This window comes from Acinetobacter sp. CE-15 (assembly GCF_051059255.1).
Classification (GTDB): domain Bacteria; phylum Pseudomonadota; class Gammaproteobacteria; order Pseudomonadales; family Moraxellaceae; genus Acinetobacter; species Acinetobacter guillouiae.
Map to the genome: position 1 here is coordinate 3067975 of NZ_CP192737.1, position 15472 is coordinate 3083446.

The window sequence follows — 15472 nt, forward strand, 5'->3', positions numbered from 1 at the left end:
ATGTAATGGATTAATACATCCAGTTCAGGCTAAATCCTGTCGTCACATTGTCTGTTTTAAAGTGGTCTGGTTTTTTTAACGGCGTCCCAACAAAAACGTCATAATTGACCGATTTTAAGACTTGCCCACGTAATCCAAAGGCAGCACCCATTAAACTTGTTCCCAGCAATGGATTTGGTTCATGTGCGGTTTTACCCCCAACTTCACCATAGTCAATTCCTGTGTACCATTGCATCGGAAGCTTAAACATCGAGCCACTGATTTCATTACGGACTAAAAAGCCGTTATCTGCCAATAAAGTTTGTTCACCATCAAACCCTCTTACGGTATAGCGATTCCCAATCGAGAATCGATCTTGTGGGGTCAGTGGTTTTTTACTGTACTGCGTTCGCCATTCAGCAAGATACTGTAGCGATTGATTACCAACTTTAAATGGGACTTGCAGACTGGCATTGGCTTGTAAAATACCGACATGGGTATAGGCTTCGCCAAATTGCTCTTCAGGTGCATGCATTGCATTAAATGCACCTGTACCGCGTTTATAGGTTAAATTGCCTGTTAAAGTCGCATTGGCTAGATATTCTGTATGATCCAAACTGGCTTTCCAGCCACCGGTTTTTCGACGTTGTACTTCAATTTCTACATCATTGATGAAGTTTTGTGATTCCCGATACCATCCTCCCACACTGGCGGTGGTTTTTCGTTTGGCATCACGGTAAAGTACCCGAGATAAATCTGCCCCAATCAGTTTGCTTTTGCCGCTATAGCTATAACTTTCACTGGCACCTGCAACCGTTTGGTTATAATCAGACTGGCTATAACTGGTGCTGAGTAACCAATATTTGAGTGGAATGCTATAACTTAAATAATAGCCGTCCGTTCCGCGTTTACCTTGATCTCCCCCACCCAAATCATGGTTATAACTGCCATAAAACAAGTCATTTGCAGTAAACAGATGGTCTAAAGATAAGGTTGCTGTGCCTTGGTATTTCCCAGTTGAATCTGAGCCTGCATCATCAACACCTAAATGAATCCGGTAGGGTTTTGATTGTTGCCATGCCAACTCTAAATCACTATAGCCAGGTTGGTTACGCTGTTCTGAGGGTTTGATTTTAAAGTCAGCCTCAACAGTCGGCACGCGTTTAAAGTTTTCTAAACCTTGTTCAATATCCCGAATATTTAAAATATCCCCAGACTGAACAGGCAAGGCGTTAAATTTGTGAGCACGCTTAGACGTCCCTTGAACAAATTGAATTTGATCTACTTTCCCAGCAATCACTTGCAGTTTAATCTCACCTGAAGCAATGTTCTGTTGAGGTAACAGCATGCGGGTGGTGACATAACCATGACTAATAATACTGTTTTGAATTAGATCTAAGGCTTGGTTTAAGCCTTGTACCCCAATACATCGGCCAATGAGATTATGTTGGCCTTGCGTGACGGGACGCATCGCAAAAGTAAATTGACGTGCATCATCCCCAATCAATACAAATTTTTTAATTTTAAAACACACGTCTTCGCTGTTTGATTTTAGATATTTCAGTTGTGCTTGGGTTTGAAGTTGTTTTTCTAGTCCCGTTTGCACTACAGCTTCGGGCTGTAATTGCTTTTGTAATGCTTCATCACGTTGTTGCTGACGTTGAGTAGGATTTAACGTCAAAGTTGGATTTGATGGTGGTTCCGCAGCCTGAGTCGTTGTTGCTAAAATCGTTAAAAAAACAGCTAAAGAAACTTTATTTAATTCTAAATTTTTCATGTCAATAGTAATTGTGATGTATTTCACGTTTTATTATTTCGAAATTATGACATTTTGTAAATAGGACAAGCTGTATAGATTAGCTTAATTTATGCTTTTTTCACTTTGACTTCATTTGAGTAATTAAAAACCTAGACCTATTAAGCTTCTCCTCTCGCTCTTCTTTAAATAAAGATTAAGCATTATTTTAAATATTTATTATTTATCAAAAATTTAAACAATTTCATTTTTTTTAATTTTAGTTTTTTCCACTCTTTTAACGCTGAGGTAAGCCGCATTGTGATTGTAATAATTTTAAGTATTTAAGTTCTATACATAGCTGAGTTAAATACATATTAAAACCATGAACCAAAGTAATTTTTAAAAATTTTTAAAGAATACCCTGAGATGTATAATTTTTAAGCGACCAGAAGCCTTCGTCTAATGAGCTTGAGTATTTTTTTAGCAATCATCTATTTTTCATTATTCTAAGGCCCACACTAATTGTAAATTCAGCCAATATGATTAAAATGTTTGAACTAAAATCATCTTACCCCTACTTTATCTGGGTCCAAGATGCATACTTAACTAGAAAAATGAGTAGAATAAATGACAGCCTGGCAACGACTGGCAATAGAACCCACTTCAGATCAACGGGAAATAAAGCGGGCTTATGCAAGACAACTGAAAACCATTGATCAGGATACGCAAGCTGAGGCTTTCATTTTACTAAGAGAAGCCCTTCAGGAAGCACAGGCTGAAGCAGAAATGATGGCCTATGAATCTGAATACGAAGAAGATGTAACACCGTCAATTATTTATGATGTCAATGTAACGACGGATACCGACATATCTTCAACTACATCTACTCAAATTGAAATATTATTTGTAGATCTTGAACAACAGATTACCTCACAAAATATTAAATTTAATATAACGGATGCAATTATACAATTTGGGATCGCCTTACAGGCTGTAAGTGATCAAAGTGTAAAGACAGAATATCTGGAACGATTAAAATATTTATTACAGCAGTTTCAGTTGGAAGACTTCTTTGAGCTTGCCAGTTGTACCGCTATTACAGATCCATCTGCTTTAGAAGATACTGTAATTCATCATGATCAGGAATACTCATATCACCAGACCTCAGCAGATACGGATATCCCTGATCATGAAAGTGCTTCACCTTTAGCTCAGCTTCATCAGGTTAGCGATGCACTCTGGGATCAGAATATTAGTGATACTGTATTTGATAAATTTACCCAATTACTCACTGAGCAATCTGAGCTGACACTGGCCCAGCAGATTCAAATCAAGGATCAGCTCCTCGGACCTCTTGCTGAAATTGAAGCTGATGTGCTAAATCCCGAATATTCACGCTTCCTTGATCTGTGGAATACTATCTATTCAGATGATATTCATCATTACGATTATGCTTACTATAGCAATGTTTTGCAGTCTAAATTGGACACTTATCAGAGCAACAAATTATTGCTGCAAAGTTTACCATCTGAGCGAAATCAGCTATTACAGCTACTGTCAGGTCCACAGAAATTCCAGCCTTTCCGCATGCTTAAATTGCAAAGACAGCTTGGCAAAGATCATCCTCAGCTCAAAATAATGGATCTCCTTAACCAGTTTCATTTACCAAATACTGAGCAGAATATTAATTTCAGTTTTCTAAAAAGTTTAGCTGTAAACAAAAAATTTATTGTTATTGATCTAATATTTGCGATGAGTACCTTTGTCTTTTTGCAGACATTTTGGGGAAAGCAGCTCACAGGAGCAGCCATTTTACTGAGCACAGCAGTCTTCAGTTTACTTTTTATTTTTCTGATTCAGCCTGCTTTTCATGCAATCATGACGACAGATTCAGATCAAGAAACACGACTAATCCGATTCAGTCAAATCTGGTTTCTAACTGGATTGGTTTTGTGCAGTTTTATCCATTGGTTCAATCCTACCCTACATCAGGTTCTAAGCTATGGTTGGATACTTCTTTCTGTCTTTTTATTTGGTTGCCTGCAACTGGTCGCAAGGCCTGATATGAATCAACTGCTGCAAAGTAGCTATATTCATTTCGACAGATGGATGATATTGGCTGGTCTGGCTACGCTGTGTGGTGGCTTCGCATTTATATATTATACCGTCGGACATCCGAACTATCCTTGGTTACTGGTATATAGTTTAATTCCTGTTGGTTTTTTACTCTTACCAGACTCTTTTCGACCACTGTTCGCTATCTTTGGTTACCGCAAGCAACAGCATAATTTAACGGATAAGGCTATTTTCTACAGAAGCATTGGTATTGTGTGTCTACGCCTAATCTGGATGTTTAGTTTTACCTATTTTCTCGTATCTGCTCAATCCCAACCCTATATGTATTTAGGTTGTATCGGATTCGCGGCTTTACTCCTAACAACCCTCAACACCAGAAAATTCTCTTCGTGCTTAAAATACCTATCCTATCTCGGGATAATGTACCTAACACTTATGACCTATATTATCCCTTTGGTCATAGGTTCTTATCTGTTTCTTAGTATAAAAACTAAACGGGAACAGAATATTTCATAAGGAAATACAGGACATCAGTATAATTAGCTGATGTCCTACAAGATTGATCATCAATACTCATCAAAGAGCTTCAGGTCTTCAATTTCATTGAGAAATTTCTCGAAATACTGACGTACTTCTCTGATCTGCCTATCATCCTGTTGGTTCAGTATTTGGTGAAAATGCTGAGTGCGCTCCCCAATCTGTAAACGCAGATCGCCAGTATGTTCGCTATATAAGCGTTCGGCACGAAGTAATAGGCTTTTGTTCACTAAATTTTCACGCGGATGAATCTTTAAATCCTGCAACTGTTTACGGGCCTTTTCGACTTGTTCTTTAGACATAGTACTCTGATGATTAACAACCACTTTCTGTAAATTCTCACCTGTGGCTGGGATATGAACATCTACATCAAGAACACCATTGGGATTATAGGAAAAACGCACCTCAATGGATAAGCACTCATCATTGGCTGGTAAAGCAACTGTTAATTCCCCTAAGAAAATATTTTCACTGCATAGCCGATGCTCACCTTGATATATCTTTACGAATATCTCGCGCTGTCCTTTATTCATTGCAGTATAAGTATTGACTCGACTCGCAGGAATCACAATATTACGTTCCAAAATTGGAGAAAACTGATCATCTGATCCCACTGCTATACCCAAACTAAATGGGCAGACATCTGTCAACACAACTTCTTTGAGCGTTTGATCCTTAGCCTTTAGCCCTGCTTGTATCGCAGCGCCACGCACAATTGCTTCATCTGGCTGTATGCTGGTGGATGGAAATCGACCAAAAAGTTTGGTGACAAGTTTACGAACAGCAGGTATTCGAGTTGCTCCACCAACCATGATAATCTGATCAACCTGTTGTGGTAAAATCCGCGCATCCCTTAAAGCCCGTTCAAGTGGTCGACGTAACCGCATTAATAATGATTCAGCCCAATTGGTCAGATCATGCTGGCTAATATCCAGACTCGCTTCCTTACCATCCCATTTAAAAGTGAGTTGGGTTTGGCTCTCTTTACTCAGTACATGGAGGGTATGCTGCGCTCTCGCCTTTAAAGCGATCTCAATATCATGAGGTATAGTACTTTCTGTAAAATTAAAAACATGTGAATGTTGCTTCCAAAACTGCTTTATCAACAGCTGGACAAAATCATCACCACCAAGATAATTGTCTCCTGCACTGGCACGCACTTCGATGACACCATCGAATAATTCAACAATGGATACATCAAATGTGCCACCACCTAAGTCGAAAATCAGGAAACAACTGTCATCAGTCTGTCCAAGTCCATAAGCAAGTGCTGCTGCTGTTGGTTCATTGATTAATCGACTGACTTTTAAACCAGCCAATTCTGCTGCGGCAATAGTTGCCTGTCGCTGGATATCATTAAAATATGCAGGCACTGAGATCACCGCTTCATCAATCTCACATTGCAAAAACTGTTCAGCATCTTGTTTTAGAGATCCTAAAATAAGCGCAGAAAGTTCAGTCGCAGAAAAATCCTGCTGCCCTAGCTTCAGCCGTTTTGCTGTTCCCATCAATCGCTTGAAACTGGTAAGAACCTCCCTGCCACTACTTCTCAGTTCTAGTGCAGCCTGACCGATAAGCATCTGCCCCTGTTCATCCAGTGCAATTGCTGAGGGTGTTAATTTAGTGCCATAAACGTTTTCAATAATTCGTGCTTGACCATTCTCAAACACACTGACTAAGGAATTACTCGTTCCAAGATCTATTGCTATTAAGGGTTTTAATGCTGTCATTGTTATCTGGTATTTTAATGAAAATAGAAATTAAGTTTATAGCTATTCTAGTAGATCAGAATTACTTTTAGCAACTGAATACACAGGATAAATTGATTCCGTATAACGCCTTGTAAAACAGCCAATTACAGTGTACTCAAAGCGCTAAAATGACATAACACCATATTTTAGATGTTTAGAAGAGTCATAAGAGTTCTTGTTTGATTCGTTCACATCCCCCACTTAAATCACCAAAATTTCAAAGGATGAATTAAATTAAACCCAATCGACAATCATCATAAATGCCAAATGGTATCTGTTAACAGTTTGACTTCCTCGATATCATGAGTCACATATAACATAGGAATTTTAATCTCATTCTTTATTTGTTGAAAGAATGGAATAATTTCAGCTTTATGCTCTGCATCTAAGGCGGATAAAGGTTCATCTAATAGCAGAATATTCGGCGAATATAAAATCGCACGGCCCAATGCCACGCGTTGTTTTTCGCCTCCAGAGAGGTGTATTGGCATCCGATCAAGCAGATGGCTCAGCTTTAATAATTCAACGATATAGTCCAACTCAAACTGACGTCGATCAATATCAATTCGGTTATATCCAAACTTTAAATTCCCCATAACATTTTTATGTGGGAATAATTGGGCATCTTGAAAGACTAAACCCACACGGCGTTTTTGAGTGGGGATATTGATTTTTGTTTGATGATCAAACCAAGTATCTCGGTTCACTTTGATCCAGCCTTGTTGTGGCGTACGTAAGCCAGCTATCGCATTTAAAATGCTGGTTTTACCTGAACCAGAATGTCCAAATAATCCCACAACACTTTCATCAGATTTAAATTGCTGATTTAAATTAAATTTATCAAATTTCAAGGTTATTTTAAAATCAAAATGCATTACGTTAACTCTGTTTTTTCTTTTGATAGCGGTGAAACCACTGTGCAAACCATAATGCCAAAAATGCCACAGTCAATGAAATCATAATCAGACGTTGCAATGCATGATTCATATCAGGCTGTTGCATCAAACTATACATCGCAAGCGGTAGAGTTCTGGTTTCACCCTCAACATTGCCCACGAAGGTAATAGTTGCGCCAAACTCTCCTAAACTACGACAGAAACATAAAATTGCACCAATTAAAATACCGCTACTCGCTAAAGGCAAGGTCACATGCATAAAAGTTGAAAATGCAGATGCACCTAAAGTTTTTGCAGCCATTTCTAGCTTTTGATCAACAAGTTCAATCGCCAGACGAATCGATTGTACCAATAATGGAAATCCCATCACTGCCGAAGCCAAGACTGCACCTTTCCAATTAAATGCAAAATCTAGGCCGAACTCCGTTAAATATTTCCCTAAGAAGCCGCGATTACCAAAAGCTTGTAAAAGTAAAAAACCTGGCACAACTGGCGGTAACACCAAAGGTAAAAAAATCAATGTTTCAAATAATGATTTTCCGAAAAAATCTTTACGTGCCAAAATCCAGCCAACGATAATGGCTGGAATCAAGCTAAAAATCAGACAAAAACCAGCAACTTTACAAGAGAGTTTTAAGACTTCAATTTCTGCTGGTGACAGTACATCAAACATAACCGATTTCTAATTGAGAACGCTAAAGCCATATTTTTTAAATATAGTTTTAGCTTCATTACTTTGTAAATATTGATAAAACTTAACAGTTTCAGGAGTAGCTTTTACCATCCCCATTGGGTAAACAATTGGTGTATGCGTGTTTAACGGAAACTCAGCAATAACCTTAACGTCTGGACTAATTGCAGCATCAGTTAAATAAACAATCCCCACATTACATTCACCACGTGCCACAAAATTCAGTGCAACGCGAACATCTTCAGCTTGAACTAAACGCGGCTGAATTTTTTCCCACCACTGCAATGAGGTCAAAGCTTGCTTCGCATACTTTCCAACAGGAACACTTTTGGTATCGCCTGTACAAAGCTTGCCTTTAAATGCAGTAGTTGGGTCAAAGGATGGGGTCATTTTGAATTGTATGTTTTGATTTTTCGGGCTAATCAATACCAAACGATTACCAAGTAGATTCTTTCTATTTTTAGGGTCAATCAATTTTTTATCTTGTAAATAATTCATCCACTGCTCATCGGCAGAGATAAACAAATTGGTTGGTGCCCCTGCTTCAATCTGTTTTGCCAATGTCGATGAACCTGCATAAGATGTTTTAATTTTTATATTATTTTTCTTTTCATATTTTTGATCTAGTTCTGCTAGAACATTGGTTAAACTGGCTGCAGCATAGACTGTGATTGTATCTTCTGCATAAGCATGGCCCATGGCAAGCAAACTTAAACTAAATAAAATTTTTTTCATCGACATCTTCCTTTGAATAACAAAAAATTGTTCGCTAAGCATTACTGACTATAAAGGACAAAACCGTCACCCCGACAAAAGCTTGCCAATGTGAGACCTGAAGCTTGTGCCATTTCTATTGCCATACTGGTAGGCGCAGAAATTGTTGCAAGTAATGCAATATTTAATACAACACATTTTCTAATCAGTTCATAACTTGCTCGACTGGTCATCACCACAAATCCTTTTGACAGATCAAAGTTCTCTGCTGAGATATGACCCAGTAATTTATCTAGCGCATTATGTCGTCCAACATCTTCAAAAATAGCATGAATGTTCCCCTCCACAACCCAAGCAGCAGCATGCGCTCCGCCAGTCACAGCAGTAATCTTTTGCTGGTTTTTTAATTGTTTGATTGCGTTAGGAATTTCTCTTAACCATTCTGATTGAATTGTAGAACTAATTTTTGGTAATGAAAATTGAAGTTGCTGAAGACTTTCTATACCACATAAACCACATCCTGTTCTACCAATCAGCATTCTGCGATGTTCTTTTAGTGCCATAAAAGCTTTTGATGAAATTTTCATCTCAACTTGTATACCAAAATTGTTGTGAATAATATCAAGCGAGTAAAGTTCTTTTAAACTTGCAATTATTCCTTCAGAAAGGCTAAATCCTTTTGCGAATTCAGCGATATCAGTTGGTGTAGCCATCATCACCGCATGAGATATACCGTTATAAACCAATGCAATCGGATATTCTTGAACAACCTGATCAAACTGAACATCTGTTTTATCTTGATCAAATCGTGTAATTTGAACTGACGCATAACCTGAAAATTGTGGTTCCAACTTGAGCTTTCCTTACCATTCAGGATAGCAACCACAGGTTACTATCCAATTTCACATATCCTGCAATAAACCAGTAAATAATTAAATCTCAACCTTTTTTTCTGCATTCTCAGGATCAACTTCAGTAAATAAATTGAAGTGCTCAGGTGCATCGCCAGCATGTAAAATAACAGGAACACTTTTTGAAGCTGGAATCTTGGCAAATTGATCATGACTTGAAAGCGCAACCAGTGGATTGGTTTCAGGATAATAAGCGGCCAGACTTCCTGATGGAATGTTATAGGGAACGATTCGGAAACTTTTCACGACTCTTTTTACCCCATCAGAGAATACACTTTCAATATCAACCCATTGATCAGCAACAAATCCTGCTTCATCAATATCTTGTTGATTTATAAATAATACACGGCGCTGACCAAACACACCTCTATAGCGGTCATCTAGGCCATATAAAGTGGTATTGTACTGATCATGCGAACGAATCGTCATTAAAGTGTAGACTTTGCTCTTCGTATACTGGGCAGAAAATTGATTTTCTTGATCGTTATAGACTTGGGTTAATGGCGTAATCAGGAATTGTGCTTTACCCACAGGGGTATTCCAAACTTTAACATTGGCAGGATGAATAAGATGGAAACCACCCGGTTGATAGGCTCGCCCATTGAAATCTTTAAATTCCTCAAAAACCTCTTCAATAGAGTCACGAATACGATCATAGTCCTCAACATACCAACGCCATTTAATTTTAGAGTCAGGTAACGTCGCTTCAGCCATTCGTGCAACAATATCAGGTTCAGAAAGCAAGTTCTTTGATGCAGGTTCATTGCGCCCAGCGGATAAATGAACATCACTCATTGAATCTTCAACTGAGATCGCCTGATTCCCTTTCAGTTGCTTATCAAGTTCGGTACGACCTAGACATGGAAGAACCAAGGCGTCTTTACCACACACGAGATGGCTACGATTGAGTTTTGTTGCGATATTTACCACCAGTGAGCAGCGTTTTAGCGCTTCTTGAGTATATGGGGTGTCAGGTGTCGCAACTGCAAAATTCCCGCCTAAAGCAATAAAGACCTTAACATCGCCCTCATACATCGCTTTAATCGTTTCTACCACACCATAGCCATGTTTGCGTGGCGATTTAATGTTAAAAACACGATCAATATCATCCAGCATTTTTGCACTTGGTAATTCATTGATTCCCATGGTCCGATCACCCTGCACATTACTGTGCCCACGAACTGGACATAGGCCTGCTCCAGGACGACCAATCTGTCCTTTCGCCAAAAGTAAATTAGCCAACATATGAACATTTGCAGTACCGTGTCTATGTTGTGTTATGCCCATTCCCCAACAAAAAATTGAACGCTCAGACTCGCAAAACATTTTAGCAATTGATTCTAAGTTTTCTGGAGAGAGGCCTGAATACTGATAGATATCACGCCATTCTGTTCGGTCAACTTCTTTTAACATTTCATCAAAACCAACGGTATTCTCAGCAATATACTGCCGATCAAATACCCCTGTTTTACCTGCGAGTATTGCCTGTTTATCCCATTCATGAAGATGCTTCATCATACCTAACAGAAGCGCATAATCTCCGCCAATTTTCGGCTGGAAATAAAAACGACTAATGGGCGTACTGCCATTCGTCATCATCTCAATTGCTGCTTGAGGATCCTGAAAACGCTCTAATCCACGTTCTTTGATTGGATTAATCGCAATAATATTTCCACCTCTACGCGATACTTCACGTAAAGTTCCTAACATTCGAGGGTGGTTGGTACCAGGATTATGCCCAAAGCTAAATACCGTATCCGCTTGATCAAAATCATCTAAAGTAACGGTCCCCTTGCCAAGCCCAATTGAATCTTTCAAACCAATACTGGTGGTTTCATGACACATATTTGAACAATCAGGGAAATTATTTGTTCCATAACTTCTGACAAATAACTGGTACAAGAAAGCCGCTTCATTGCTTGCCCGACCAGACGTATAAAATGCTGCCTGATCTGGATGATCCAAAGCTTGAAGATGTTGAGCGATAAGCTTAAATGCATCATCCCAAGAAATTGGGACATATTTATCTGTAGCCGCGTCATAACGTATTGGATCTGTGAGTCGCCCCAAATCTTCGAGGTAAAAATCATTTTGCTCAGCTAACCAACTCACCGTGTGATGCGCAAAAAATTCTGGAGTAACTCGTTTACTGGTTGCTTCGAATGCAACAGCTTTTGCACCATTTTCACAAAAGTTAAATACGTGCGTATCTTTTTTCTCAGGCCATGCACAACCAGGACAGTCAAAACCTGTCGGCTGGTTAATATTCATTAATGTAATTGAGCCTTTGGCAAAGACTTCTTGCCTTTTTAAATTTCTGGCAACACTCAACAAAGCGCCCCAACCACCAGCTGGGTGCGTATAGGGTTCGATACGCGCGAAATTGGTATTCTTCTGAATATGGCGTTCTTGGCCTTCTGTTTCAGGTTTATTTTGTTCTAAATCGTTCATTTGAGTGCCCTCTTTAATGGCTTATCTGATTAAAAAATCAGCTCAAGAAAAAATTCATTTACTTTACATGGTAACTTTTCATAATAATCATTCATCATTCTTATAACTTAAGCTGCTTAATTTACAACGACTTAATGAGAATGTGAATTCAAATGAAGATGTTTATGCGAAACATCGTCATCTTTTCGGATACAACAGCCAGCGACATATTCACTGGAACCATCTGAGTAAAACTCTTCCTTCCAGACTGGAACTTCATGTTTTACACGTTCTACAGCCTCTTCACACGCCATAAAAGCTTCTCTTCGATGCGGCGCATAAGCCACTGCGATGATTGCTTTGCCTCCGATTTCTAGAGCGCCAATTCTATGAATGACCTGAATATATGATACTGCATATTTGTTTTGTATTTCTTGCTCAATTGCACGAATCATTTTTTCAGCAATGGGCGTATAAGCAGTATATTTTAGTGCCTTAACACTGCGACCTTCATGATGATTTCGAACCGTTCCAATAAAAATTCCAATACCACCACACTCAGGAAAATCATCGATGGTTTTAAAATCATCTAAACTCAGATCCGTTTCCTTAATCCGAGATCCATTTGTCATGTTAGCCTCCTGCTACAGGGGATAATAAAACCAATGTACAATGGTTTGTTAATCGATGTCGACGGGGAATAATTTCTTCACCAATCGCACATGCGCACTTCTCTAAAAGACTAGAGCAATCAGGATATTGATCAGAAATTTGCTGCAAAATTTCTAAGACCATACTATTTTCAACACAAGAAAAATTTAAATCTTTAGGTAACAGCCTTTCAATTGCACCATAAGTTTCAATCTTAATTTGAATCTCTGCCATTTAACACCTTTACTTAAGCTTAGCGCCACAACGAGTATTTAGGGTGAACTAAATTGATTTTGAATGACTGAATATATGTAATTCTTCACGGTATAGTCTTAACTCCTGTTCTGAATTAATGCTATGGAAACTTATAGGGCTTTCGTATTTAACGACTTGTGGCGTTAAATCATCAAAGCACTTTCGAATACTTAATTGCTCGTTGGCCAAATGCTTTTCGAGCGTGGCTAAGCTGTCTCTTTTTAACAAACAAAATGGGTAAAGGTTTTGTTCGTTTATAGAGATAAATACAGCTTGAGAATTTTCTGCATCCAATAAAGTTTGATGCATTTTTGATAAGACATCTGTAGGGATAAAAGTAATATCGCAAGGAATAAACAGAATATAATCTGTAGTTACATGTGTCCATGCGCTTTTCATTCCCATTAATGGCCCTAAAAATCCCGCCTGATCATCTGAAAAACAGGCTATTTCAGCGATGATCTCCTGATAAACAATACAGTCCTGATGACTATTTACCCAAATTTTCGCAACCTCATCACAAAATTGATGATAGATTTTAAGCAATTGCATTTCATGATCAAACTGCTGCAAAAGTTTGTTTTTACCTTGCATCCGTCTAGCTTGACCACCAGCTAAAATGACTAAGTCAGTATTTGGATATTGAGACATTTTATTGTTACCCAAGCGTATCAGACTCAAAATACTAAAGACGAATGAACTCAATGAATTTGGGGCAATTTTCAGCATTGTTAAACACTGGAATTCGACCAATGACATTCGCTTCACTTAAGTTACTTAGCATATGCGATTGCTGTTTTTTGAGTTTTGAAACACTAAGTTGCCCTTGCTCATCAACATTCAATTTCATACGCAACAGTTGCTCCCGACTATCACCCTTTACAGCCTCAATTAAGCTCGCCTTCTCCCATTCTGGTTTGGCTTCTTTTAAACCTTGCATTGCTTTAAGCAAAGTGAACACATGGATTTCTAAACAAACAAATACTGCTGCTGGGTTACCCGGCAACCCTAATAAATAGGAAGACTGGTTTGGTTTTTTATATTCAGCAAAATAAATCGGTTTGCCTGGTTTCTGAGCAACTTGCCAAAAAATTTCATTTGCCCCTAATCCAAGAGAAACAGGACGAATCAAATCATAATCTCCAACTGAAACCCCGCCAGTCGTGATAACTAAATCGTAATGATCTAAGGCATTTGCTAAAGCCTTTTTCAAGACAATTTCGTCATCTATCACATGTTCTAAATGGATCGAGTAAAAACCTCTTTCCTTCAACCATGTTAAAACCATTGGCGAATTCGCATCAAAAACCTGAGCGCTATTATCAAGACTTTTGCTGACTTCATCGCCTGTAATCAATACAGCAATACGAGGATGGTTAAAAACACTGACCTCTTTTACCCCTGCCATACTTAGTGATGCAACTAAGCCACTTTTTAGATATTGGCCCTGCTTTGCCAATATTGTCCCAATAGATAATTCTTCGCCTTGATAACGAATATCCGTCCCTTTGTTAAGCGCTTGATTTAAGCTGATTCGGCTATCTAGTTTAGATACTATTTCTTGTCTGGCAACTGTATCAGCCGACTCTGGTAATTTACCGCCTGTAAAAATTCGAACACATTGTCCAGACTCGATCTGGATATATTCTTCAATACCTGCGCGTATTTCTCCAACCAATTCAAACACGGTAATACCAGCAAGAATATCTTCACTTTTTAAGGCATAGCCATCTACTGCACTCTGAGTAAATAGAGGTAATGCAATCTCAGACAGAACATCTTGTGCCAGATAATGTTGATGTGCTTCTACCAGTGGCAGAGTCTGAACCGCTCGCGGTTCAACCGTAGAATAAGCTGCCAATGCTTGATCTAAACCTATTAATCCTTGACCAGAACAACTCATTCATAACCTCCTGGGTGTGGTAAGTCTCGACATACATCAAAGATATGCACCAAGGCAGGTAAAATCGCTGCCATAGATTCAGATGCGCCACCACGACTGCCTGGTAAAGTAATGACCAGTGAGCGGTCAATAAAACCAGCAACACCACGAGACATTGCAGCATAAGGTGTCCGTCTTTGACCAAAAGCACGAGCTGCTTCCATCAGGCCATTCAGCTCTCTTTCCAATAATGGTTCAATCGTATCGACAGTAATATCGCGCTTACCTATGCCTGTCCCACCCACCGTAATGATGCATCCATAAGATTGCACCAATTCTGAAATCAATTGTTTTAATTGCAAAGGCTCATCAGCGATGATTTGATAGTGAATTGGATCAAACCCAGCCTCAGTTAAGGTTTCAACCACAGAACGTCCTGCAGTATCAGGTTTTTTACCAGAAGCGACGCTATCTGATAAAACAATGACCGCAGCTGATACAGCTTGTCGAAGATGGCGTTTAAAGTGCGACTTCCCGCCCTTTTTCAATTCAAGCTTGCAATGACCAATCATCAGCTCATCTGGTTCACAATGCGGTTTCAACATGTCATAAATCGTGAGCGCAGCCAGACTTGCGGCAGTTAAAGCCTCCATTTCAACACCAGTTGGTGCAATCGTTTCTACGGTTGCCGTAATCTTGACGCGATCTGCTAGTATTTCAAAATCGACATCAGCTCGATAAATAGGTAAAGGATGACAAAGCGGAATAAGCTCATCAGTACGTTTGGCTGCAAGAATCCCTGCGATTCGTGCTGTTTTTAGTGCATCGCCTTTTTCAGTATTACCCTCTGCTAATAATTGTAAACAATGCGGAGGCGCGAATAACTCTGAACTTGCAGTAGCAATACGATAACTCTCAGGCTTCATGCCTACATTTTTCATAAAAAATCCTGTCAATTTAA

The 15472-nt window shown here is 38.9% G+C and carries 13 protein-coding genes; 1 reads left to right on the forward strand and 12 read right to left on the reverse strand.

The window, feature by feature from the left end; genetic code table 11:
- Window positions 1-10: 10 nt before the first annotated feature.
- Window positions 11-1756 carry a ShlB/FhaC/HecB family hemolysin secretion/activation protein gene (locus ACQ7EO_RS14135; protein WP_434277755.1) on the reverse strand — a complete coding sequence of 582 codons (1746 nt, stop codon included), beginning with the start codon at window positions 1754-1756 and terminating at the stop codon, window positions 11-13.
- A gap of 588 nt (window positions 1757-2344) precedes the next feature.
- Here ACQ7EO_RS14135 and ACQ7EO_RS14140 point away from each other — a divergent pair.
- Complete coding sequence (locus tag ACQ7EO_RS14140) at window positions 2345-4309, forward strand: molecular chaperone (protein ID WP_434277756.1); 1965 nt, start codon at window positions 2345-2347, stop codon at window positions 4307-4309.
- A gap of 50 nt (window positions 4310-4359) precedes the next feature.
- Here ACQ7EO_RS14140 and ACQ7EO_RS14145 read toward each other — a convergent pair whose 3' ends face one another.
- The 11 genes from ACQ7EO_RS14145 to moaCB form a co-directional block, all read right to left on the reverse strand.
- Window positions 4360-6060, reverse strand: coding sequence for an Hsp70 family protein (locus ACQ7EO_RS14145; protein ID WP_434277758.1), 1701 nt, complete (start codon window positions 6058-6060; stop codon window positions 4360-4362).
- Between the two features lie 275 nt (window positions 6061-6335).
- Window positions 6336-6956 (reverse strand): molybdenum ABC transporter ATP-binding protein, encoded by a 621-nt coding sequence (locus ACQ7EO_RS14150; protein WP_434277760.1) that lies wholly within the window; start codon window positions 6954-6956, stop codon window positions 6336-6338.
- A gap of 4 nt (window positions 6957-6960) precedes the next feature.
- Window positions 6961-7650: a molybdate ABC transporter permease subunit gene (modB, locus tag ACQ7EO_RS14155; RefSeq protein ID WP_434277761.1), complete on the reverse strand. Its 690-nt coding sequence runs from the start codon at window positions 7648-7650 to the stop codon at window positions 6961-6963.
- A 9-nt stretch (window positions 7651-7659) separates the two neighbouring features.
- Entirely contained in the window at window positions 7660-8403 is a 744-nt protein-coding gene (modA, locus tag ACQ7EO_RS14160) for a molybdate ABC transporter substrate-binding protein (RefSeq protein WP_434277763.1), read from the reverse strand.
- Between the two features lie 41 nt (window positions 8404-8444).
- Window positions 8445-9233, reverse strand: coding sequence for a formate dehydrogenase accessory sulfurtransferase FdhD (gene fdhD, locus ACQ7EO_RS14165; protein ID WP_151803144.1), 789 nt, complete (start codon window positions 9231-9233; stop codon window positions 8445-8447).
- Window positions 9234-9314: 81 nt separating this feature from the next.
- Window positions 9315-11744: an FdhF/YdeP family oxidoreductase gene (locus ACQ7EO_RS14170; protein ID WP_434277764.1), complete on the reverse strand. Its 2430-nt coding sequence runs from the start codon at window positions 11742-11744 to the stop codon at window positions 9315-9317.
- Window positions 11745-11875: 131 nt separating this feature from the next.
- The gene (locus ACQ7EO_RS14175) at window positions 11876-12355 is read right to left on the reverse strand and encodes a molybdenum cofactor biosynthesis protein MoaE (protein WP_434277765.1); all 480 of its coding nucleotides are present in this window, start codon (window positions 12353-12355) and stop codon (window positions 11876-11878) included.
- A 1-nt stretch (window position 12356) separates the two neighbouring features.
- Window positions 12357-12608, reverse strand: coding sequence for a MoaD/ThiS family protein (locus ACQ7EO_RS14180; RefSeq protein ID WP_434277766.1), 252 nt, complete (start codon window positions 12606-12608; stop codon window positions 12357-12359).
- A 48-nt stretch (window positions 12609-12656) separates the two neighbouring features.
- Complete coding sequence (mobA, locus tag ACQ7EO_RS14185) at window positions 12657-13280, reverse strand: molybdenum cofactor guanylyltransferase (RefSeq protein WP_434277767.1); 624 nt, start codon at window positions 13278-13280, stop codon at window positions 12657-12659.
- 34 nt (window positions 13281-13314) lie between these two features.
- Window positions 13315-14532 carry a molybdopterin molybdotransferase MoeA gene (locus ACQ7EO_RS14190; protein WP_434277769.1) on the reverse strand — a complete coding sequence of 406 codons (1218 nt, stop codon included), beginning with the start codon at window positions 14530-14532 and terminating at the stop codon, window positions 13315-13317.
- Complete coding sequence (gene moaCB / locus ACQ7EO_RS14195) at window positions 14529-15452, reverse strand: bifunctional molybdenum cofactor biosynthesis protein MoaC/MoaB (RefSeq protein ID WP_004820356.1); 924 nt, start codon at window positions 15450-15452, stop codon at window positions 14529-14531. The genes ACQ7EO_RS14190 and moaCB overlap by 4 nt, the downstream gene beginning before the upstream one ends.
- Window positions 15453-15472: the final 20 nt, after the last annotated feature.

Bases quoted from the DNA above. Each gene is read 5' to 3' on its own strand.
- ACQ7EO_RS14135 (WP_434277755.1), bottom strand. From the start codon at position 1,756: ATGAAAAATTTAGAATTAAATAAAGTTTCTTTAGCTGTTTTTTTAACG.
- modA (WP_434277763.1), bottom strand. From the start codon at position 8,403: ATGAAAAAAATTTTATTTAGTTTAAGTTTGCTTGCCATGGGCCATGCT.
- ACQ7EO_RS14175 (WP_434277765.1), bottom strand. From the start codon at position 12,355: ATGACAAATGGATCTCGGATTAAGGAAACGGATCTGAGTTTAGATGAT.
- moaCB (WP_004820356.1), bottom strand. From the start codon at position 15,452: ATGAAAAATGTAGGCATGAAGCCTGAGAGTTATCGTATTGCTACTGCA.
- modB (WP_434277761.1), bottom strand. From the start codon at position 7,650: ATGTTTGATGTACTGTCACCAGCAGAAATTGAAGTCTTAAAACTCTCT.
- ACQ7EO_RS14180 (WP_434277766.1), bottom strand. From the start codon at position 12,608: ATGGCAGAGATTCAAATTAAGATTGAAACTTATGGTGCAATTGAAAGG.
- ACQ7EO_RS14145 (WP_434277758.1), bottom strand. From the start codon at position 6,060: ATGACAGCATTAAAACCCTTAATAGCAATAGATCTTGGAACGAGTAAT.
- ACQ7EO_RS14190 (WP_434277769.1), bottom strand. From the start codon at position 14,532: ATGAGTTGTTCTGGTCAAGGATTAATAGGTTTAGATCAAGCATTGGCA.
- ACQ7EO_RS14150 (WP_434277760.1), bottom strand. From the start codon at position 6,956: ATGCATTTTGATTTTAAAATAACCTTGAAATTTGATAAATTTAATTTA.
- ACQ7EO_RS14140 (WP_434277756.1), top strand. From the start codon at position 2,345: ATGACAGCCTGGCAACGACTGGCAATAGAACCCACTTCAGATCAACGG.
- ACQ7EO_RS14170 (WP_434277764.1), bottom strand. From the start codon at position 11,744: ATGAACGATTTAGAACAAAATAAACCTGAAACAGAAGGCCAAGAACGC.
- mobA (WP_434277767.1), bottom strand. From the start codon at position 13,280: ATGTCTCAATATCCAAATACTGACTTAGTCATTTTAGCTGGTGGTCAA.